Source organism: Devosia sp., from assembly GCF_017307495.1.
In the GTDB taxonomy this organism is placed as follows: Bacteria; Pseudomonadota; Alphaproteobacteria; order Rhizobiales; family Devosiaceae; genus Devosia_A.
This window is the reverse complement of record NZ_JAFKHE010000034.1, coordinates 1-21,625: the sequence shown is the minus strand read 5'-3', so window position 1 is coordinate 21,625 and position 21,625 is coordinate 1. Positions and strand designations below refer to the sequence as shown.

Annotated in this window: 17 protein-coding genes and 1 rRNA gene; 14 read left to right on the top strand and 4 right to left on the bottom strand. The window is 66.8% G+C overall.

From position 1 onward, the window contains the following. Position 1: 1 nt before the first annotated feature. Together J0I99_RS20175 and J0I99_RS20170 are read left to right on the top strand one after the other, a co-directional pair. On the top strand, positions 2-865 hold the full coding sequence (locus J0I99_RS20175) for a carbon-nitrogen hydrolase family protein (protein ID WP_291399248.1): 864 nt from the start codon (positions 2-4) through the stop codon (positions 863-865). After that, complete coding sequence (locus J0I99_RS20170) at positions 862-1,287, top strand: DUF1178 family protein (protein ID WP_291394258.1); 426 nt, start codon at positions 862-864, stop codon at positions 1,285-1,287. Before J0I99_RS20175 ends, J0I99_RS20170 begins: the two co-directional genes overlap by 4 nt. 6 nt (positions 1,288-1,293) lie before the next feature. On the opposite strand, the gene J0I99_RS20165 is transcribed toward J0I99_RS20170, so the two are convergent. After that, a complete protein-coding gene (locus J0I99_RS20165; RefSeq protein ID WP_291399247.1) occupies positions 1,294-2,799 on the bottom strand; it encodes a carboxylesterase family protein in 1,506 nt (501 codons plus the stop codon). A gap of 270 nt (positions 2,800-3,069) precedes the next feature. On the opposite strand from J0I99_RS20165, the gene J0I99_RS20160 reads away from it, so the two are divergent. Continuing rightward, positions 3,070-3,315, top strand: a complete 246-nt coding sequence (locus J0I99_RS20160; protein WP_291394260.1) for a hypothetical protein — start codon at positions 3,070-3,072, stop codon at positions 3,313-3,315. Here the strand turns inward: J0I99_RS20160 and ubiG are convergent. Continuing rightward, positions 3,312-4,052: a bifunctional 2-polyprenyl-6-hydroxyphenol methylase/3-demethylubiquinol 3-O-methyltransferase UbiG gene (ubiG, locus tag J0I99_RS20155; protein WP_291399246.1), complete on the bottom strand. Its 741-nt coding sequence runs from the start codon at positions 4,050-4,052 to the stop codon at positions 3,312-3,314. The two genes, J0I99_RS20160 and ubiG, sit on opposite strands and share 4 nt — an antisense overlap. A 315-nt stretch (positions 4,053-4,367) precedes the next feature. Here ubiG and J0I99_RS20150 point away from each other — a divergent pair, with 315 nt between their 5' ends. From J0I99_RS20150 to clpB, 8 genes are all read left to right on the top strand, one after another. Continuing rightward, on the top strand, positions 4,368-5,639 hold the full coding sequence (locus J0I99_RS20150; protein WP_291399245.1) for an aspartate kinase: 1,272 nt from the start codon (positions 4,368-4,370) through the stop codon (positions 5,637-5,639). 66 nt (positions 5,640-5,705) lie between these two features. After that, on the top strand, positions 5,706-7,973 hold the full coding sequence (gene ptsP / locus J0I99_RS20145) for a phosphoenolpyruvate--protein phosphotransferase (RefSeq protein WP_291399244.1): 2,268 nt from the start codon (positions 5,706-5,708) through the stop codon (positions 7,971-7,973). A gap of 153 nt (positions 7,974-8,126) precedes the next feature. Continuing rightward, positions 8,127-9,203, top strand: a complete 1,077-nt coding sequence (gene prfA / locus J0I99_RS20140) for a peptide chain release factor 1 (protein WP_291399243.1) — start codon at positions 8,127-8,129, stop codon at positions 9,201-9,203. An 8-nt stretch (positions 9,204-9,211) separates the two neighbouring features. Beyond that, on the top strand, positions 9,212-10,063 hold the full coding sequence (gene prmC, locus J0I99_RS20135) for a peptide chain release factor N(5)-glutamine methyltransferase (RefSeq protein WP_291399242.1): 852 nt from the start codon (positions 9,212-9,214) through the stop codon (positions 10,061-10,063). 311 nt (positions 10,064-10,374) lie between these two features. Next, positions 10,375-11,031 carry a DUF4167 domain-containing protein gene (locus J0I99_RS20130; RefSeq protein WP_291392539.1) on the top strand — a complete coding sequence of 219 codons (657 nt, stop codon included), beginning with the start codon at positions 10,375-10,377 and terminating at the stop codon, positions 11,029-11,031. 105 nt (positions 11,032-11,136) lie between these two features. Continuing rightward, complete coding sequence (locus J0I99_RS20125) at positions 11,137-12,126, top strand: ABC transporter ATP-binding protein (RefSeq protein WP_291399241.1); 990 nt, start codon at positions 11,137-11,139, stop codon at positions 12,124-12,126. A gap of 2 nt (positions 12,127-12,128) precedes the next feature. Continuing rightward, positions 12,129-12,986 (top strand): ABC transporter permease, encoded by an 858-nt coding sequence (locus J0I99_RS20120; RefSeq protein ID WP_291392534.1) that lies wholly within the window; start codon positions 12,129-12,131, stop codon positions 12,984-12,986. 220 nt (positions 12,987-13,206) lie between these two features. Continuing rightward, positions 13,207-15,822, top strand: a complete 2,616-nt coding sequence (gene clpB / locus J0I99_RS20115) for an ATP-dependent chaperone ClpB (RefSeq protein WP_291399240.1) — start codon at positions 13,207-13,209, stop codon at positions 15,820-15,822. Between the two features lie 43 nt (positions 15,823-15,865). Here the strand turns inward: clpB and J0I99_RS20110 are convergent, their stop codons facing one another. Continuing rightward, a complete protein-coding gene (locus J0I99_RS20110; RefSeq protein WP_291399239.1) occupies positions 15,866-16,246 on the bottom strand; it encodes a DUF983 domain-containing protein in 381 nt (126 codons plus the stop codon). Between the two features lie 253 nt (positions 16,247-16,499). Here J0I99_RS20110 and J0I99_RS20105 point away from each other — a divergent pair, with 253 nt between their 5' ends. Together J0I99_RS20105 and J0I99_RS20100 are read left to right on the top strand one after the other, a co-directional pair. After that, positions 16,500-16,844 carry a VOC family protein gene (locus J0I99_RS20105; protein WP_291399238.1) on the top strand — a complete coding sequence of 115 codons (345 nt, stop codon included), beginning with the start codon at positions 16,500-16,502 and terminating at the stop codon, positions 16,842-16,844. A 33-nt stretch (positions 16,845-16,877) separates the two neighbouring features. Next, a complete protein-coding gene (locus J0I99_RS20100) occupies positions 16,878-18,395 on the top strand; it encodes an MFS transporter (protein ID WP_291399237.1) in 1,518 nt (505 codons plus the stop codon). Here the strand turns inward: J0I99_RS20100 and J0I99_RS20095 are convergent. After that, positions 18,392-20,362 carry a M23 family metallopeptidase gene (locus J0I99_RS20095; RefSeq protein WP_291392524.1) on the bottom strand — a complete coding sequence of 657 codons (1,971 nt, stop codon included), beginning with the start codon at positions 20,360-20,362 and terminating at the stop codon, positions 18,392-18,394. The two genes, J0I99_RS20100 and J0I99_RS20095, sit on opposite strands and share 4 nt — an antisense overlap. A 1,153-nt stretch (positions 20,363-21,515) precedes the next feature. Between J0I99_RS20095 and J0I99_RS20090 the strand changes: the two genes are divergently transcribed. Beyond that, positions 21,516-21,625, top strand: a 16S ribosomal RNA gene (locus tag J0I99_RS20090); the annotation flags it as partial.

Below are 21,625 nucleotides of genomic sequence, written 5' to 3'. Positions count from 1 at the left end.
GATGCGCGTCGCCGCCCTGCAGATGAACTCGGGCACGGAGCCCGGGCCCAATCTCGACCAGCTCGAGCGGCTCGCCACCGAGGCGGCCGGGCGGGGTGCGACCTATCTCCTCTCGCCGGAAGTCTCGGTGGTGTTCGCCGAGAACCGCGACGGCCTTCGGGCCGTCGCCGGCCCATGGGAGGACAACCCAGCCATCGCCCGCGTCGCCGCGACAGCGAGGCGGCTCGGCGTCAATCTGCACCTCGGCTCGCTCGCGGTGGCCCTGCCGGATGGGCGCTTCGCCAACCGTTCGGTGCTGTTCCGTCCCGATGGCTCGATCGCCGCGACCTATGACAAGATCCACCTGTTCGACGCCACCCTCCCCGGGCTCAGGCACTATCGCGAAAGCGAGACCTATGCGGGCGGGATCGAGGCGGTGGTCACCGACGCACCCGGTTTCGCGCTCGGCATGACCATCTGCTACGATGTGCGCTTTCCCCGGTTGCATCGCGCGCTGGCCGAGGCAGGAGCCGAGGTGATCTCGGTGCCGTCCGCCTTCACGGTGCCGACCGGTGAGGCACATTGGGAGGTGCTGCTGCGCGCCCGCGCCATCGAGACCGGGGCGTGGGTGATCGCGGCGGCGCAGGCCGGCCGGCACCAGAACGGCCGCTCGACATGGGGGCATTCGATGATCGTCGACCCGTGGGGCAAGGTCGTCGCCGAGCTGGACGGTGACGGACCCGGCATCGCCATTGCCGACGTCGACCTCAAGGCTGTGGGCGAAGCGCGCGGCAAGGTTCCGGCGCTGGACAATGCCCGCCCGTTTTCTGTAACCGTCACTGGTTCGGGCGCACCGGTCGCTGCCCGAGAGGACGTTTCCGCGTGATTACCTACTCGCTCGTTTGCGACAATTCCCACAAGTTCGACGCCTGGTTCAAGAGCGCCGATGCCTTCGACGAACAGTCCGGGCGCGGCATCGTCGCCTGCCCGATGTGCAACTCGACCAACGTGCACAAGGCGCTGATGGCCCCGGCCGTGAGCCGGATGAACTCGGACAAGGTGTCGTTGTCGAGCGGGCATCCGCAGCAGGCCGAGATTCGCGAGATGCTGCGGGTGATGCGCCGGAAGGTGACAAGCGAAGCCGACTATGTCGGGGACAAGTTCGCCGAGGAAGCACGCAAGATCCATTTCAAGGAAACCGACGCGCGCGGCATCTACGGCGAGGCCACGCTGGACGAGGTCGCCGAGCTGATCGAGGACGGCGTCGACTTCCTGCCCCTGCCGCATGTCCCGGAAGAAGCGAACTAGCTCGGGCTAGCGCACGCTCTCCCATAGCACCCGCTCCTTGGCCAACGGATCGTCGACCAGGTGCGAGCTGAGGTCGAAGTGCATCGTTGTGCGTCGCTCCCTGTCGTAGGCCGGCCAACCCGGGTCTCCGGTCCTCGCGAAGTCCACCCAGGCGGCATGCATGGCATCGGCGAGCGGCTGCGGCGGCGCGGTCCCGAGCAGCGGTTCGGCATGCGGACCGAGCGTGTCGAAGACAAAGGGGATCTCGACCGCATGGCCGGCGCCGAGCCGCCCGTCGAACTGGGGCGAGCGCCAGGCGAATTCATACATGTACGTCGTGCCACCGGCCGCGGCGCCCACATGCGCGTCGGCGAGGCGCAGCGCGGGAATGCGCCAGTACCAGTCGGTCATCACGGCGGCAAACAGGTCGCCGGGGCTGGCGCCGGGGTGCAGTTCGCCATAAGCGGCGAGGCCCTTCTCCACCGGCAGGCCGGTCGCGGCGACCATGCCGGCTAGGGCCGCCTGCGGGATCTGGTCGATGGCGCCGCCGGGCACGAGGAACAGCCGCCACTCCTCGGTATTGGAGCCGACGAGCAGGTCGATGCCGGCGCTGGCCCCGGCCCGCACCAGATCGAGCGGCGGGGCCGGGATGACCTCGCCATCGATCACCGGTGCCCAGGGCAGGCCATGCAGCAGCACTTCGCCCCAGAATTGCGGGTCGCGGGCGGTCGAGAGCTCGCCGCGCAGCGCGTTCTGTGCCGCGACGATCCTCTCGACCGGCTGTGCCGCGATGGCGGCGCGCTTGGGCTCGACTTCCAGCAGCTGTGCCAGCCTCCGGCCGATGCGTTCGGCTGTTGCGGCTGTGGTAACGATCTGCGCTCCGCCGCTCTCGACAATGGCGCGATGGAACAGGTTTCTGGCAGCGGGCATCGCCAGCAGCGTCCCGACGCTCAGTGCGCCGGCGGATTCGCCAAAAACCGTGACATTGCCCGGGTCGCCACCGAAGCCCGCGATGTTGTCGCGGACCCACGTGAGCGCCGCGATCTGGTCGAGCAGGCCGAGATTGGCGACGCCATCGTCGAGATAGAGGAAGCCGGGTGCGCCAACCCGGTAGTTGATCGACACCAGCACCACGCCGTCGCGCGCAAAGGCGCTGCCGTCATACCAGAGCGAAGCCCCAGTCGCGTGGTACTCGAACATGCCGCCGGCGATCCACAGCATCACGGGCAGGTTTGCCGCGCCCAGCTCTGGGGTCCAGATGTTCAGCGTCAGGCAGTCTGCGCCCGGCCCACTCAACTCGGGCGGGATCAGCGGCCGCACCATGGGCGGATAGTCCGACTGCGGCGGCTTGGGACCGAACGCGAGCGCCTCGCGAACGCCCTCCCAGGCGACCGGCTGCGCCGGCTGGAACAGGTTGGGACCGTCCAGCGGCGCGGCAAAGGGGATGCCCTTGAAGGCATGGATGCCGTTCGCGATCGCGCCGCGCACGGCGCCCGATTTCGTGGTCACTACCGAAGCTGCAGCTGCTGCCATCGCCTGTCCTCCCGTAGCGGCGACCAGGCTGGCTCCCATACTTCCAAGCACAAACTGGTGACGCCGCATGAGGGTCCTCCGCGCCTTGGAGGCATCAGCCTCGCGCGGCTCTGCACCGCTCGCCTTGATCTGGGTCAATGGGCCGGTCGGCCGCTCGATGGCCGGTGGCTGAACGAAACCTGACGGGGCCGGTTCAGCCACGGTTCAAGCCGGCGGTTCCACGTTCGCCGCCAACAGGGGCACTCCGGGGCCCTTGAGTTGGAGGACAACATGCATCACTCGCCACTTACCCCCGCGACAACTCCGACAGGCGGTGCCATCCGCGCCGCGACCACCGAGGCCGCGGCCCTGGCGCTGAAGGCGCTGAAGCCGTTCGATTTCGCCATCGAGGAGGCGCTCGATGCCGCCTATGGCGCCGGCAACTGGTTCCTGTACTGGGACGAAGACCTGCGCGGTCACCCGATCAGGGGAACGGTCACGCTCGCCTACGGGCGGAAGACGCTGGTCGTCGGCTAGGCGGCCGGCCTTTCGGCCAGCACCATGTAGTTGACCCCGGTGTCGCGGCTCTGCCGCCATTCGTCGGCAAGCGGGTGGAACACCACGCCTACCTTGTCGATGACCTTGAGGCCGTTGCGGCTGGCGAGCGCCGAGATTTCGTCCGGGGTCAGGAACTTCTTGAAGTCGTGCGTGCCCCGGGGCAGCCAGCCCAGCACGTATTCCGCCCCGACGATCGCCAGTGCCCAGGCGCGCGGCGTGCGGTTGATGGTGGCGGTGAACATCAGCCCGCCGGGCGCCACGAGATCGGCGCAGCTCTTCATGTAGAGCGGCACGTTGTCGACATGTTCGACCACTTCCATGTTCAATACGATGTCGAAGCGTTCGCCCGAGGCGGCGAGGGCCTCGGCGGTGGTGGTGCGATAGTCGATGGCGAGCCCCGACTGCTCGGCGTGGTGCCTGGCGATGCCGATGTTCCTCTCGCCCGCGTCGATCCCCACCATGGTGGCCCCGAGCCGGGTCAGCGGTTCGCTGAGCAGTCCGCCGCCGCAGCCGATGTCGAGGATGCGGAGCCCCTCGAGCGGACGGCGCACCGTGCCGTCCCTGCCGAAATGGACGATCGCCTTGTCGCGCACGTAGCCGAGCCGCACCGGGTTGAACTTGTGCAGCGGCTTGAACTTGCCGTGCGGATCCCACCACTCGTCGGCCATGGCCGCGAACTTGGCGATCTCGTCGGGGTTGATGGTGGTGGTGCTCATGGGTGGGTTATCGGCCCTCGCGCAGGATGGGGCAAGAGGATGCGGGCCGCAAGCTCCGGTGCGGAAAACACTCACCCACCCTGTCCCCTCCCCGCAAGGGGGGAGGTGACCTGCGCTCGCAAGTCATCGTCCCTCTGACACCGGCGCTGGTGTGAGCGTCTCCCTCCCCCGTGCGGGGAGGGGACAGGGTGGGGGTGGTCTTCCGGCACCGGCCATGGCTCCCCCCTGTTGATAACCCCGGTCATTTGTGGCACATCCCCGGCCTAATTCTGAGCGTACCGGCGGGTTCCGCCGCCAATAGTCGGGGTAGGGGCCTTGGGCCGTATCGTAGTCAAGTTCGGTGGCACGTCCGTCGCCACCCTCGAGCGCATCCGCCAGGCCGCGCTGCATGTGAAACGCGAAGTCGAAGCCGGCAACGACGTCGCCGTGGTCGTTTCGGCCATGAGCGGCAAGACCAACGAGCTGGTCGGCTGGGTCAACGAGGCGTCCAAGCTCCACGATGCGCGCGAATACGACGCCGTGGTGGCGTCGGGCGAGCAGGTCACGGCCGGGCTGATGGCGATCGTGCTCAGCGAAATGGGCATCCCGTCGCGCTCGTTCCAGGGCTGGCAGGTGCCGATCCGGACCGACGACGCGCATGGCGCGGCCCGCATCGTCGAGATCGACCCGACCGAGCTCGAGAAGCGCTTCGCCGAGGGCGTCGTGCCGGTCATCACGGGCTTCCAGGGCATCGCCCCTTCGGGCCGCGTCACCACGCTGGGCCGGGGTGGTTCGGACACCTCGGCAGTGGCCGTGGCAGCGGCGGTGAAGGCCGATCGCTGCGATATCTACACGGATGTAGATGGCGTCTACACCACCGACCCGCGCATCACCCCCAAGGCCAGGCGGCTGTCCAGGATCTCGTTCGAGGAGATGCTGGAAATGGCCTCGCTCGGCGCCAAGGTGCTGATGATCCGCTCGGTCGAGATGGCGATGGCACACAAGGTGCGCCTCACCGTCCGCTCCAGTTTCGACGATCCGAACGCGCCGCAGGTTGCGCCGGACGGCACGCCCGGAGTTCCCGGCACTATCGTATGCGATGAGGATGAGATCATGGAAAAGCAGATCGTTTCGGGCGTCACGCTGGCGCGGGCCGAATCCAAGATCACCCTGCGCGACGTCAAGGACCGTCCGGGCGTCGCCGCCTCGATCTTCGGCGCGCTGGCCGACGAGTCGATCGTGGTCGACATGATCGTCCAGAACGTCTCCGAGGACGGCTCGACCACCGACATCACCTTCACCGTGCCGGACGCCGAGCACGACAAGGCGGTGAAGGCCCTCGAGGCCGCCGGCAAGGCCGGCAAGTTCGAGTACGCCAAGATCCAGAGCGCCAAGGGTGGGGCCAAGGTCTCGGTGGTGGGCGTCGGCATGCGCAACCACGCCGGCGTGGCCGCCTCGATGTTCAAGGCGCTGGCGGACAAGTCGATCAACATCCAGCTGATCACCACGTCGGAGATCAAGACTTCGGTGCTGATCGATGACGAATATGCCGAACTTGCGGTTCGGGCGCTCCATACGTATTACGGGTTGGACAACCAGGACGCCTGAGACGCCTAGACCCCAGGTCGGGCGCCCCTGGCAAGAGGGGCGGCGGCGGGCCGCCGGGCAGGAATCATGGCCATAACGATCGCCGGGCCGCGCGTGCTCCTGAAGCAGTTGCGCGAAAGCATGGCGGAGCCTCTGGCTTCGCAGGCCCGGCTCGACAAGATCGTGCGCCTCATCGCCGAGAACATGCACGCCGACGTATGCTCGTTCTACGTGCTGCGCGACGACAATGCGCTCGAGCTGTTCGCCAACCGCGGCTTCAAGCCCGAGGCCGTGCACACGACCACGCTGCGGCTGGGCGAGGGCCTTGTCGGCCTCATCGCCAAGCAGGCCGAGCCGCTCAGCCTCGACAACGCCCCGTCGCATCCGGCCTTCGCCTATCGTCCGGAAACGGGCGAGGAGGCGTTCAAGGCCTTCCTCGGCGTGCCGGTGCTGCGCGCCGGCCAGACGCTGGGCGTGCTCGTCGTCCAGAATCGCGATGCGCATGTCTATGGCGAGGACGAGATCGAGGCGATGCTGACCACGGCGACGCTGCTCGCCGAGATGATATCGACCGCCGATTTCGACGCGCTTATCAAGCCGGGCCAGGATATCGACCTGCGTCGTCCGCGCTCGTTCAACGGCACCGGCTTCAGCGATGGGGTGGCTCTGGGGCAGGTGGTGCTGCACGATCCGCGCGTCGTCGTCACCAACTTCGTCGCCGAGGATACCGAGGTCGAGCTGGCGCGCCTGGCCAGCGCCCTCGACCAGATGCGGCTCTCGATCGACCAGATGTTGAGCCACGGCGACATGCAGAGCTTCTCGGATCACCGCGAGATCCTCGAGAGCTACCGGATGTTCGCCAACGATCGCGGCTGGGTCGACCGGCTGACCGAGGCGATCAACAATGGCCTCACCGCCGAGGCGGCGGTGGAGCGGGTGCAGAACGATACCCGTGCGCGCATGATGCGGTCGACCGACCCCTACATCAAGGACCGCCTGCACGACCTCGACGACCTCGCCAACCGGCTGCTGCGCGTCCTGACCGGCGATGGGTCTTCGATGGGCAAGAAGGAACTCCCGGAAAACGCCATTCTCGTTGCCCGCAACATGGGACCGGCCGACCTGCTTGAGTACGACCGGAGCCGGTTGCGCGCCGTCGTGCTCGAGGAGGGGGCCGCGATCAGCCACGTGGCGATCGTTGCCAAGTCGCTCGGGCTGGTGGCGGTCGGGCAGGCCGAGAACATCGTGTCGCTGTCGGAAGCCGGCGACGACATCATCGTCGACGGCCAGGCCGGCATGGTCTACCTGCGGCCGACGCCGGACATGATCCAGGTCTATGTCGACAAGGTGCGGCTGGGGGCCAAGCGGCGGGCGCATTACCTCGAACTCAAGGACAAGCCGGCGATCACCCGCGACGGGGTCGAGGTGACGCTGCTGCACAATTCCGGCATCGTCGCCGACCTGCCCATGCTGCAGGACACCGGCGCGGCCGGGGTAGGGCTGTTCCGCACCGAGCTGCAGTTCATGATCGCCTCGCGCCTGCCGCGGCTCAAGGAACAGGTCGAGCTCTATACCGAGGCGATCCGGCTCACCCAGGGCAAGCCGATCGTCTTCCGCCTGCTCGACGTCGGCGGCGACAAGGTCATCCCCTACCTGCGCTACGAGGCCGAGGAAAACCCGGCCATGGGGTTCCGGTCGCTGCGGCTGGCCCTCGACCGGCAGGGCCTGCTGCGCATCCAGATCCGTGCCCTGCTGCAGGCCGCCGACGGCGGGCCGATGAAGATCCTCGTGCCCATGGTCACCGATGCCTGGGAGTTCCGGCAGACCCGGCTGGTGGTCAACCGGGAACTCGAGCGCATGAGGAATGCCGGCCATACCGTGCCGAGCAGGCTCGAGCTGGGCGCGATGATCGAGGTCCCTTCGCTGCTGTGGGAGCTCGACCAGGTGCTGCCGGAGGCCGATTTCGTCTCGATCGGCTCGAACGACCTGGTGATGTTCCTGACAGCCGCTGACCGCGGCAACAAGCGCGTGGCCAAGGCCTACGACCCGATCGCCCTGCCGCGCCTGCGCGCGCTGAAGCACATCGTCGACATGGCTCGGCGCTACAACGTGCCGCTCACCATGTGCGGCGAACTGGCCGGCAAGACGGTGGAGGCGCTCGCCCTGCTCGCCATCGGCATGACCAAGCTGTCGATGAGCCCGCCTTCGATCGGCCCGATCAAGGAAATGATCCTCGGGCTCGAGCTTCAGCCCATCCGCAACTCCGTCTCGGCCGCCCTGCTCGAGGGCGCCAGCGGCCCCAACATCCGCGACTTGCTGCTCGACTGGGCAGAGCGGCAGGGGCTGGTGATCTAGGTTCCAATGAGACGCATGACAAAAGACAGCCCCTCACCCTGGCCCTCTCCCCAGAGGGGAGAGGGGATGCGGGACCACGGACGGTGCCAAATCGCCCCCTCTCCCCTATGGGGAGAGGGTTGGGGTGAGGGGCAGGTCGAGGTACGGTACTAGGTGGCTACTCTTCCCGAAGACAAACTGGACGCCCTGACCAAGCGCTTCGACTACATCGAGGCGGCGATGTCAGCCGGGCCGGCGGCGGATGAGTTCGTCAGGCTGAGCAAGGAATATGCCGAGCTCGAGCCATTGGTGCGACCGATCCAGGCCTATCGCAAGCTCGTCGACGACCTCGAATCGGCCGAGGAACTGGCGGGGTCGGGCGACAAGGAAATGGCCGAGATGGCGGCCGCCGAGATCGGCGAGCTCAAGCCCCGGATCGAACAGGCGATCTCCGAGATCCAGATCCTGCTGCTGCCCAAGGACGCCGCCGACGACAAGAGCGTCATCCTCGAAGTGCGCGCCGGCACCGGCGGCGACGAAGCAGCACTGTTCGCCGGCGACCTGTTGCGCATGTACCAGCGCTATGCCGACCTCATGGGCTGGAAGTTCACGCTCCTCGAGGAAAGTCCGGGCGAAATGGGCGGCTACAAGGAAGTCGTCGCCAACATCACCGGCAAGGGCGTGTTCGCACGGATGAAGTTCGAATCGGGCGTCCATCGCGTGCAGCGGGTGCCGGCGACTGAAACGCAGGGCCGTATCCACACATCGGCGGCAACCGTCGCGGTGCTGCCCGAGGTCGAGGACATCGACATCGAGATCAAGCCCGAGGACATCCGTATCGACACGATGCGGTCCTCCGGTGCCGGCGGACAGCACGTCAACACCACCGATTCGGCGGTGCGCATCACGCACCTGCCGACGGGCATCGTGGTGACGGCGAGCCAGAAGAGCCAGCACCAGAACCGCGCCACCGCCATGAAGGTGCTGCAGGCGCGGCTCTATGAGGACCAGCGCAACGCCCGCGATACGGCGCGGTCCGAGGCGCGCAAGGAGCAGGTGGGCTCGGGCGATCGGTCCGAACGCATCCGCACCTACAACTTCCCGCAGGGGCGGGTGACCGATCATCGCATCAACCTGACGCTGTACAAGCTCGACAAGGTGATTGCCGGCGAGGCCCTGGACGAGCTGGTGTCGGCGCTGATCACCGAACACCAGGCGGCACAGCTGGCCGCCATGGAGAGGACGTCCTGACACTGAACGTGGGCGCGGCATGGCGGGCAATACGCGACCTGTTCCGGCGCGCCGGCATCGACACGGCGGAACTGGACGCCCGGCTGTTCGCCGAAGCTGCCTTCGGGATGGACCGGCTCGAGCTGGTCAACCGCGAGCGCGAACTGGTGCCGGCCGAGCAGCTCAAGGTGCTCGAGGGCTATGCGGCGAGGCGCCTCAAGGGTGAGCCCGTGGTCCGCATCCTGGGTGAAAAGGAATTCTGGGGCCTGAGCTTCAGGCTCAACGCGGCGACGCTGGTGCCGCGGCCCGAGACCGAACTGCTCGTCGAGCGCGGGCTCGAGATCATCGGGCCGCTGGACGGCGCGCGCATCCTCGATCTCGGCACCGGCACCGGCTGCATCCCGATTGCGCTGCTCACCGAATATTCCGACGTGACCGCCGTGGCCGTCGACCTCAGCGCCGAGGCGCTGGAGATGGCCCGGTTCAATGCCAACCGGCACGGCGTGGGCGATCGCTTCACCACGCTCAAGGGCTCGTGGTTCGATCCGATCGAGCCCGGGGCGCGCTTCGACCTCATCACCTCGAACCCGCCCTATATCGAGACAGCCGAGATCGCGACGCTGATGCCGGAGGTGCGCGAGCACGATCCGCGGCTGGCCCTCGACGGCGGCGCCGACGGGCTCGCGGCCTATCGCGCCATCGCCGCCGAGGCGGGATTGTTCCTCAAGCCGGAGGGCGCGCTGCTGCTCGAGATCGGGGCGTCGCAGGCCGGCGCGGTCCACGACATCCTCGTCGGAGCGGGCTTTGCAGAGGTCGAAATCGCGCGCGATCTGGCCGGCCTCGACCGGATGATAACGGCCCGGCTGGTCGCGGCCCCTTGAGGTTCGGTTGGGCAGCCCCAATATTTCGCTTGGAATACGGGGGCGAACCGGCTAGGTTGCCGGTGCTGTCAGTGGTGCGAGTAGATCACACCCAGGAGACGGCCACCCGCTCATCGGCGAAACTGCAGTTGGCAGTGTTCGACACTCGGACGAGGAACCGGGGCGCCTTGATGGGCCACAAGTGGTTAAACCGCGATAGCTCAGGCACCGTGAGGAACTGACCGCTCACGCCTCGTTGGCGTCCGCGGCCCCCGGTGCCGGATGGCCCGATGTTGCCTTCAGTATTCTTTTCCAAGGCTTGAAAAGAGACGATGAGACCAAACCAGCAGAATAAGAACCGCTCCCGCGGCCGGAACAACAATGGTGGCCGCAAGCACGGCAACCCGCTGAGCCGGAATTACGAGAGCAACGGACCTGACGTGAAGGTGCGCGGCAACGCCGCCCATATCGCCGAGAAGTACCTGCAGCTCGCCCGCGATGCGCAGTCCAGCGGCGACAGCGTCATGGCGGAAAACTACCTGCAGCACGCCGAGCACTATTTCCGCATCATCTCCGCGGCCCAGCAGGCGCAGCAGGCGCAGTTCCGCGGCGAGGTGCAGCAGGACGAGGACGATTTCGACGACGATTTCGCCCCGATCAACGACCGGTTCGCTTCCCCCGAGCCGCGCCAGTTCAACCCGCAGCCGCAACAGCCGCAGCACCAGCAGTCGCAGCAGGCGGCCGAGTCGCAGTCGACCGAGGCCGGCGAGGCCGACGGCAACGTGGCGGTCGATGCCGCTCCGGCGGGCGAAGGCGAAGCGCAGCAGGCCGATGGCGAAGCGCCGCGCCGGCGTGATCGCCGGCCGCGCCGTCGTTCGCGCGGCGGCCAGGGTGGCGGCGAGGGCGGGGCCGATCCGGCCAGTTCGCCGCAGCCCGAAGTCGGGGAACTCCCGGCCTTCCTCACCGCCGGCAACGCGCCGGCCGAGTAGGACCGTCTTCAGGCCGATCCAGCGGGCCGCCTCCCCGGAGGTGGCCCGTGGCTTTTGTCGGGCTGGCAGGGCAGTATCGGGCTCATGCCATGCCCCGGAGGGCGCATGAACCAGACTGTTGCCGGCCCCCCCGCGGTTGAGGCGCACGGGCTCGTCAAGCGCTACAAGCACGTCGAGGCGGTGCGCGGCATCGACCTGACCGTCTATCGCGGCGAAACTTTCGGCTTCCTCGGGCCGAACGGCGCCGGCAAGTCCACCACCATCAAGATCCTGTGCACGCTGGTCGATGCCACCGCCGGCACCGCCCGGGTTGCCGGCTTCGACGTCGCCAGCGAGCGCGACGCGGTCCGGCGCAATATCGGCCTGGTCTACCAGGAGCCGACGCTCGACGGCTACCTCACAGCCGAGCAGAACCTGCGCTTCCACGGCGAGCTCTACGGCGTCGACCGGGCGACCGCCGCCGATCGCCGGCACGAGGTGCTGGAGATGGTCGGCCTTTGGGAGCGGCGCGGCGACCTCGTCAACGAGTTCTCGGGCGGCATGCGCCGCCGCCTCGAGATCGCCCGCGGGCTGCTGCATTCGCCGCGCGTCCTGTTTCTCGACGAACCGACCATTGGGCTCGACCCGCAGACCCGCGTCTCGATCTGGCGCTATATCGCGGAGCTGCGGGCGCGCGAGGACATCACCGTGTTCGTCACCACCCACTACATGGACGAAGCCGAGCACTGCGACCGCATCGCCATCATGAACGAGGGCCTGATCGTCGCCCTCGACACGCCCGAGGCGCTCAAGGCCGCCATCGGCAAGGACCGGGTGCAGATCACCACCGCCGATGACACAGCCGCCATTGCCGCCCTCGAATCGGCCTTCGGTCTCAAGGCGGCGCTGCTCGAGGGCCAGGTCACCTTCGCCGTCGCCGGCGGCGCCGCCTTCGTGCCTCACCTGTTCGAAAAGCTCGGCGTGCCGATCCACTCGGTGACCGTGACCCGGCCGAGCCTCGACGACGTCTTCCTCGCCCATACCGGCACCACCATCCGCGACGTCGAATCGAAGGGGCAGTTCAGCCCCATGGCGGCGCGCTACCGCGGGAGATGAGCATGACCGAGACCCGGATCGCCAACGTTCGCGTCCTCAAGCCCAGCCTCGCGCACGAGGCCCGCGCCGCCCTCGTCGTCTGGGAGCGCGAGATGATCCGCTTTTCGCGCGACCGCACCCGGGTCTTCGCCCAGATGGTGCAGCCGCTGCTGTTCCTGTTCGTGCTGGGGGGCGGGCTGGGCTCGCTGGTTTCGCACGGCACGGGCGGGCTCGACTTCCGCACCTTCCTGTTTCCCGGCGTGCTGTCGATGTCGGTGCTGTTCACCGCGTCCTTCTCCGGCATCTCGATGGTGTGGGACCGCGAGTTCGGGTTCTTGCGCGAAATGCTGGTGGCGCCGGTGTCCACTGCGTCGATCGTCTTGGGCAAATGCCTGGGCGGTGCGACGGTGGCGACCATCCAGTCGATCGTCGTGCTAGTCCTCGCCGGCCTCGTCGGCGTGCCCTATGACCTGTTGATGATGGCCCAGGTCCTGCTGCTGCTCTTCCTCATGGCCTTCATGATCACTGCGCTCGGCCTGCTGCTCTCGGCGCGGGTCAAGCAGGTGCAGTCGGCCATGCCGCTGGTGCAGCTGATCATCACGCCGCTGATGTTCCTGTCGGGCGCGCTGTTCCCGCTGTCCAACCTGCCGCCCTGGCTGACTGTCGTCACCCATCTCAACCCCATGACCTACGCCGTCGAGCCGGTCCGGCACGTGGTGTTCGAGCGCCTGCAGATGAGCGATGCGGCCCGCGCCACGCTCGATCCCGGCATCTGGTGGGGCAGCTTCGCGGTGCCGGTCTGGCTGCAGATCGTCGTCGTTCTCGTCGCCTCGGCGGGTTTGCTGACGGCCGCCGTGGGGTTCTTCTCGCGCACCGAGTAGGGCAGGGGGGCGGTCCGGATTTTTCCTTTCGGCCGGGCCTGTTCCGGCCCTTTTGTTTTGGAAACGGCTCCCCATATCAGCCTCGGAAAGGGGAGCGCCGCCGAGCGGGCCTCCGGACTGATCTGGTGAAAAGCACATGCCTGCTTGAGCCAAATCAACGCTTCAGGCGTTGGACTCGTGCCTTGCGAAGGGCGGGCCAGCGCGCAAAGAGGAGAGTTGAATGAACATCGAAAAGTATACCGAGCGCGCGCGCGGCTTCATCCAGAATGCGCAGCAGCTGGCGCTCGGCCAGGGCCACCAGCAGTTCGCGCCGATCCACCTGCTCAAGGTGCTGCTCGACGACGAGGAGGGGATGGCGGCGGGCCTCATCAGCAAGGCCGGCGGCGATGCCCGCATCGCCCGCGCCGAAACCGAGGCGGCCCTCAAGAAGATTCCCAAGGTGTCCGGCGACGCGGGCCAGCTGTACCTGAGCCGCGAACTGGCGCGCGTGTTCGACACCGCCGAGAACGCGGCACAGAAGGCAGGCGATTCCTTCGTCACCGTCGAGCGGCTGCTGCTTGCGCTCACCGTCGAGAAGGACACCGATGCGGGCAAGATCCTCGCCTCGGCGGGCGTCAAGCCGCAGGGCCTCAACGAGGCCATCAACGAGATTCGCAAGGGCCGTACCGCCGACTCGGCTTCGGCCGAGAACAGCTACGATGCGCTGAAGAAGTATGCGCGCGACCTCACAGAGGCGGCGCGCGAGGGCAAGATCGATCCGGTCATCGGCCGCGACGAGGAGATTCGCCGCACCATCCAGGTGCTGAGCCGTCGCACCAAGAACAACCCGGTGCTGATCGGCGAGCCGGGCGTCGGCAAGACCGCCATCGTCGAAGGCCTTGCCATCCGCATCGTCAATGGCGACGTGCCGGAATCGCTGAAGAACAAGTCGCTCCTGTCGCTCGACATGGGCGCGCTCATCGCTGGCGCCAAGTATCGCGGCGAGTTCGAGGAGCGGCTCAAGGCCGTGCTCAACGAGATCGCCTCGGCCGAAGGCAAGGTGATCCTGTTCATCGACGAAATGCACACGCTCGTCGGCGCCGGCAAGGCCGATGGCGCGATGGATGCCAGCAACCTGCTCAAGCCCGCGCTTGCCCGCGGCGAACTCCACTGCGTCGGCGCGACGACGCTCGACGAGTATCGCAAGCATGTCGAGAAGGACGCGGCGCTCGCCCGTCGCTTCCAGCCGGTGTTCGTCTCCGAGCCCACGGTCGAGGACACGATCTCGATCCTGCGCGGTTTGAAGGAGAAGTATGAGCTGCACCATGGCATCCGCATCTCGGACGCCGCGCTCGTCGCCGCTTCGACGCTGTCGAATCGCTACATCGCCGATCGGTTCCTGCCCGACAAGGCCATCGACCTCGTCGATGAGGCAGCGGCGCGCCTGCGCATGGCGGCCGAAAGCAAGCCCGAGGAGCTCGACGAGCTCGATCGCCGCATCATGCAGCTGAAGATCGAGCGCGAGGCGCTGAAGAAGGAATCGGACGAAGGCAGCAAGACCCGGCTTGGCCGGCTCGAGCAGGAACTCGCCGATCTCGAGGAGCAGGCCAATGCGCTGACCGCGCGCTGGCAGGCCGAGAAGGAGCGCATGCAGGGCGGCCAGAAGCTCAAGGAAGAGCTCGACAAGGCCCGCACCGATCTCGAACTGGCGCAGCGCCAGGGCAATCTCGCCCGGGCCGGCGAGCTGGCCTACGGCGTCATTCCCGACCTGGAGCGCCGCATCAAGGCGGCCGAGCATCCGGAAGGCGACGGCAAGCCCGACAACCCGATGGTCGAGGAAGTCGTGCAGCCCACGCACATCGCCCAGGTGGTTAGCCGCTGGACCGGCATCCCGGTGGATCGCATGCTCGAGGGCGAGCGCGAAAAGCTGCTCAACATGGAAAAGGAACTGGGCAAGCGCGTCATCGGCCAGGCCGAAGCGGTGGAAGCCGTGGCCAAGGCCGTGCGGCGTGCCCGGGCCGGCCTGCAGGATCCGAACCGGCCGATCGGTTCCTTCATGTTCCTCGGGCCAACCGGCGTCGGCAAGACCGAGCTCACCAAGAGCCTCGCGCAGTTCCTGTTCGACGACGAGCACGCCATGGTCCGGCTCGACATGAGTGAGTTCATGGAGAAGCACTCGGTCGCCCGTCTCATCGGCGCCCCTCCGGGCTATGTCGGCTACGACGAGGGTGGGGTGCTGACCGAGGCGGTGCGCCGCCGGCCCTACCAGGTCGTGCTGTTCGACGAGATCGAGAAGGCGCATCCGGACGTGTTCAATGTCCTGTTGCAGGTGCTCGACGACGGGCGGCTGACGGACGGGCAGGGGCGGACGGTCGATTTCCGCAACACGCTCATCATCATGACCTCGAACCTCGGTTCGGAGTACCTGGTGCAGCTCAAGGACGGCGAATCGGTCGAGCTGGTGCGCGGCAAGGTGCTGGACGTGGTGAAGGCCTCGTTCCGGCCCGAGTTCCTCAACCGGGTCGACGACATCATCGTCTTCCACCGGCTCGAGCGGCAGCACATGGGTGCGATCGTCGACATCCAGCTCGGGCGGTTGCGCGAGCTGCTCAAGGAGCGCGACATCTCGCTCGAGCTCACCCCGGCCGGGCGCGAGTGGCTCGCCAACGAGGGTTACGATCCCGCCTACGGCGCTCGTCCGCTCAAGCGCGTGATCCAGCGCGAGGTGCAGGATCGCCTCGCCGAGGAGATTCTCTCGGGCGGGGTCAGCGACGGGCAGGCGGTGATCGTCGATGCCGGCGATGGCGGGCTGACGCTGCGGCCCGGCGGCGCCGGCGCACACGCCGAAGCTGCATAGGATCTGGAGGGCCGGTCGAGAGACCGGCCCTTCCTATTGCGGGTCACCGCTCCAGTTCGTCACTGATCTTCCATTTCCACATGAAGCCGATCAGCCCGCCCTTGGCAGGGCGGATCAACAGCAGCGGCACAATCACGGACAGTGGCACCAGCACCACGAGATAGACGAGAGGGCTGGATCTGCCGCTCAGCTCCATCTCCAGCATCACGAATATGATCACGTGGACAACGATGGTGATGACCACGAATGGCAGCAGCAGCCCGACGTTCACCTGTCCGAGTTGTTCTCCGCAAACCGAGCAGGTTTCCACCTGTTCCAGAAAGCCCTTGAACAGGTTGCCTTCACCGCAACGTGGACAGCGACCGGCGAGGCCCCGCCGTATCGCGCGTCCCATGGTCGGGGTGGTCCGCTCTGTTGCCGGCATCGATGGTCTCCCGAGACCTCTGCGAGACAGAGACTGTAGCCCAAAACGTCGCCGGGGTCCCCGCCACCACACCCACCGGTCTCCCTCCCCCTTGTGGGGAGGGCGGCGGCGCTTGTGAGCAGTAACGAACTAGCAGAGCTGGGTGGGGGTGGGGCAACGCGCACCGGCGCCGTACCATGCCCCAGCTCTGCGAAAGCTTGCTGGATATCCAGTCATGCGATAGAACAGAACAAGAACAAACCAGGGGGCCGACGTGCCGCAACGCTACATTATCGACTACATCGAGTTCCCGTCATCGGACGGGCAGGCGACGCGGCGCTTTTTCGGCGAGGCGTTCGGCTGGAGCTTCACCAGCTATGGGCCGGACTATGCCGGCATCGACACGGCCGGCATCGATGGGGGAATCGATGCCGGCGCCGGCCGGACGAAGGCTCCCCTCGCCGTGATTCGTACCGAGGACCTGGAGCGCGCGGAGCGCGAAGTGGTCGCCGCCGGCGGTGTGATCACGACCCCGGCCTATGACTTCCCGGGCGGACGGCGATTCCACTTCCGCGAGCCGGGCGGTGTCGAACTCGCCGTGTGGATCGAGAAGGCGTAGGCTTGCTCCGGAACACGTGAGCCGGGGAGCGCGATGAACGACAGCAAGGGGGCCGCCGCGCCGCAGGCGACATTCTGCCCGGCGCATAACCGCATCTACGTGCTGGTCGCGGCGATCCTGGCATCCTCGATGGGGTTCATCGACGGCTCGGTGCTGTCGATCGCGACCCCGGCGATTCGCTCCAATCTCGGCGCGACGCTGGCGGATGCGCAGTGGATTTCCAACGCCTACATGCTGTTTCTCGCCTCCCTGCTGCTGATCGGCGGGGCGGCCGGCGACCGCTTCGGGCTGAGGAACGTGTTCGCGATCGGCATCGTGCTGTTCGTTGTCGCCTCGCTGGTCTCGTCGCTGGCGCCCGATCCCGGCTTCCTCATCTATGCCCGGTCGGTGCAGGGCGTCGGAGCGGCGATGATGGTACCGGGGAGCCTGGCCATCATCGCCAAGGCCTATCCACGCGAGGAGCGGGGTAAGGCGATCGGGCTGTGGTCGGCGTTCTCGTCGCTGACCACGATTCTCGGGCCGGTGATCGGCGGGTTCGTGCTGACCGTGCTGGGCGAGTGGAGCTGGCGGCTGGTGTTCGCCATCAACCTGCCGCTCGGCGGCATCGCGCTGGCGCTGCTGCTCCTGCGCGTGCCGGCCGACCAGCCCGAGCCGGGCCGTCGCCTCGACTGGATCGGTGGCGCGCTCATTACCGCGGCACTGTTGCTGATCGCGCTCGGACTGACCGGCACGGGCGGCAATGCTCCGCTGCCCAGTCAAATGCTGCTCTACTGCGGCGCGGGCCTCATCGCGTTGCTGGCCTTCCTCTGGTGGGAAGCACGCAGTTCCGCGCCGATGCTGCCGCTGCACCACTTCAGGCGAGCCGCCTTCTCCGGTGCGCAGGGCCTGACCTTCGCGCTCTATTTCGCGCTCGCGGCGATCTCGTTCTTCCTGCCGATGACGATGATCGGCGGCTGGGGCGTCACGGCGGCCGAAGCCTCGATCGTGTTCCTGCCGCTCGGCATCCTGCTCACGCTGCTCTCGTCCTATGCCGGCAAGCTCGCCGACAAGGTCGGGCCGGGGCCGATGATCACGGCCGGCTCCGCGATCGTCGCGCTGGCCTTTGCGCTGATGGGCCTGTTCGCACCGCTGCAGGATCCGTGGCTGGGCGTGCTGCCCTTCACCATCCTCATGGGACTGGGGATGAGCGCGGTCGTTTCACCGCTGTCGACGGCGGTGATGACCTCGGTCGAGGATCGCGATACCGGCCTCGCCTCGGGCGTCAACAACGCGGTGGCGCGGGTCGCCGGCCTGCTCGCCGTCGCCTTGATGGGCGGGGTCGCGGCCTTCGTGTTCGAGCGCGCGCTGGGCGGGTTCGCCGAACTGCCGATTTTTTTCGGCATGCGGCCCGACCAGCCGCTGCCGGCCGATGCTGAAGCGGCGCGCCTTGCGGCCAACAACGCCGCCTTCGCGGTCATCGCCTATGCCAACGCGGCGCTGGCGCTGCTCTCGGCGGTGATTGCCTGGTTCACGCAGGAGAACACGATCGGGCGGCGGAGAAGACCAGCCTAGTTGAGGGCGGCAACCGTCATCGGGGCGGCGTCACGCTGCATCAGGTCGCGGATCTGGGCGATCGTCTGCTTGAAGTTGCCGTCGTACTGAGCGCTGAGCGACTTGTCGCGCGGCAGCTTCACGCTGAGCGGATCGACGAAGCGGCCGTTGACCTTGATCTCGAAATGCAGGTGCGGGCCGGTGGAGTTGCCGGTCGAGCCGACATACCCGATGATCTGGCCCTGCCGCACCTTCACCCCGGGCTTCATGCCGTCGGCGATGCGGCTCATGTGGCCGTAGCCGGTCTCGAAGCCGTTGACGTGCTTGAGCTCGACATACTTGCCGTAGCCCGAGACCCACTGCGCCTTCTCGACGATGCCGTCGCCCGAAGCATAGATCGGCGTGCCGGTCCGGCTGGCGAGGTCGACGCCGGTATGCATGCGGCGGGTCTTGAAGATCGGGTGGACGCGCGAGCCGAAGCGGCTGGCGAGGCGTCCGCCCCCCTGCAGCGGCCGGCGGGTGAGGAAGCGCTTCCCGGTCTCGCCGTCGGGATCGTAGAAGTCGACCGTGCCGTCGTCGGTGCGGAAGCGGAACAGCTCGCGCGTCGTGGTGCCGAGCCTGAGCCCGACATAGAGCAGTTCCTGGTGCCCGTCGGCGTCCTTCTGCGTCTCGAGGATCTCGATCGAATCGCCGGGGCTGATGCGCTTGGTGAGGTCGATGTCGTAGGCGAACATCGCGACGATGCGCGATGTCGTGGCATCGTCGATGTCGTGCTTGCGCGCGGTCTCCCAGATGGCGCGGTAGACCGTCGGCAGGTTGTTGACGTTGATTTCCTCGGTGTCCTCGGCCGGGAACTCGATCGCCGGCGGCTCCGAGCCGAGCACGTAGTTGCCGCGGTCGGTCAGCGCCGCCGTCGCGGCGTATTTCATGGCGCCCGACTTGGTGTCGGGGATGTAGACGCTGAGCCGGTGCGGAATGAGGCGCGGCTCATTGCGGGCCGGGCCCATCAGGATGCGGAGCTTGGCGCCGGTGGGGACGCGCTCGGGCGTCAGCACGTTGCGCAGCGAGGCGGTGACCATTTCGTAGGTTCGCGCATCGAAGCCGTTCTTGAGCAGCGTGTCCTTGAACTCGCCGGACACGGTGATCACGCGCTCGGAACGCCCGAGCCCGGCCTGGTCGGCGCTCTTGGTCTTGGGCAGCACGGTGACATTCTCGGCGATGCCGGAAAGACCTTCCCCGCTGACGACGCCGAGATCCCGCACGCCGGTGTCGGAGGGCGCGTAGGCGAGCAGGGCATCGCCGTTGCTGTCGGGCGCCCCGCCGTCGCCGAACACGCTCTCGACGCTGAGGCGCACGAAGTCCGAGGCGATCTTGTCGGAGATGACGGGGGCGGGCACGAAGCTCACCGGCAGGGCGGAGGTCTTGATCTGCACTTCGCCTTCGACCTCGGCGCCATAGATCTCGGGGTTGGCCACCTCGTCGGCATCGGTCACCACCGGTTGGCTGGCATCGATCATGGCCACCGGATCGTAGTCGGGGATGTCGCCAGACAGCGCCGTGGCAGAGGTGGCGAGGGTGGCGCGGACGCGCACGAAGGGCTGCTTCTTGATCAGGGCGCGCCCATCGACCGTCTCGCGGATCGAGGCTTCGACGATCTCGAGTTCGGACTTGGTCTTGGCCACCGGGCGGACGCGGTCACCCTTTACGTTGGATTCGGCGACGACCTCGTCGGTCGGCTGGGTGATCAGCTGCAGCGCCTCGTAGGCCGTTGAGAACGTGTCCTGGCCCTCGAACGACACATAGAGCGCGGCGCCCATCAGCAGCACCGAGGTGAGGCCGGTCATCACCGTACCGGTAAGCCAGGCAAAGCTCAGCTCGCGGCCGTGGGGAATCTCGCCGTCGGTGGACTGGACGGTCAGCGCAGGACCATCTTCAAAGCCGCTCGCCTTGAGCAGCGCTGCGGTGCGATTGCGCTGTGCTGGAGTCAACCGGTGCCTGCCTACGCCGTTGCCGAGGCCAGCAGCAGTACCCGCGCCCACGCGCGAGTCAACTCACCAGCCCCATGTGCCTGTGGTGGTAGGACATTGCGGCAAAACTAGGCCTCGCGCCGCTGGCGGGCGAGGGCGCGTGCGGGCAATGGACCCGCTATGGCCTGCGCTTCGGCGCCGGACGACCGGGAGCTGGCGCGAAACCGGGCCCTACCGGATTGCAGTTTCGGGCCCAGGAACGCGGAGAGTGCCGGTTCTTCGGGCCCCTACAGGGTTATCCACAGGGCGGCCGATCGACCTTGAAAGCGGGAAACGCGACACCCAGATGACTCCCATCGCGCGCGCGTGCTATATACGCTTCCGACGGTTGGGCGGACCTCCGGGCGAGCCTTCGGCGGAAAATGTCAGATTCGTCATTTTCGCTGTTGACGCCCAAAAGGGTCGCCCCTATAACCCGCCTCACCGCTGAGGACTGCGGCGCCGCAAGACGCCAAAGACTGAAGCAAGCCTCTGAAAAAGCTAAGAAATTTGCGATTTCAGGTTTTCAAGTTTCGGTTCTTCTGAAGTTTGAAAATAGGGGTTGACGGGCAGAAATGCCTGACTATAACCCCGGCCTACTCCGCTGAAGACGGCGGCACCGCAAGGCGCCAAAGACTGAAGCGAAGGTCCTGAAAGAGCTGACGGATTTGCGATTTCAGGTTTTCAAAATTCGGTTCTTCCGAAAGTTGAAAATAGGGTGTTGACAGACTGAAACGTCTCGAATACAACCCGCCCCGCTGACGACGCCGAGCGCTAGCCGCTCCCACTGTTCAGCGATTACCGCAAGGGCAGGTCTGCTGCCGGGCAACCGGACACAGGCTACTGTCCGCGAAATTCGGAGGCTCTGCCTCCACCGACGCCGCCGACGAAAGTCGCAAACGGGGTCAGCTCTTTGACATTGTGAAGATTGGAAGAAAGAGAAACGTGGACGGCGAGGTTCTTGCGGTCCGGTCGAAAGACTGGGCAACACGACAAGATCGACGGTACGTTTTCTCAAGAGGTACATACCATTGCCGATGAACTTCGGTTCGTTGGTTCGGTGTGTGTCCTCGTCAATGTGCATCGAAAGATGCGCACGCAAAACGTGCAAATGTCGAGCGATAAGTCAGATATCAAACTTGAGAGTTTGATCCTGGCTCAGAACGAACGCTGGCGGCAGGCTTAACACATGCAAGTCGAACGCCCCGCAAGGGGAGTGGCAGACGGGTGAGTAACGCGTGGGAA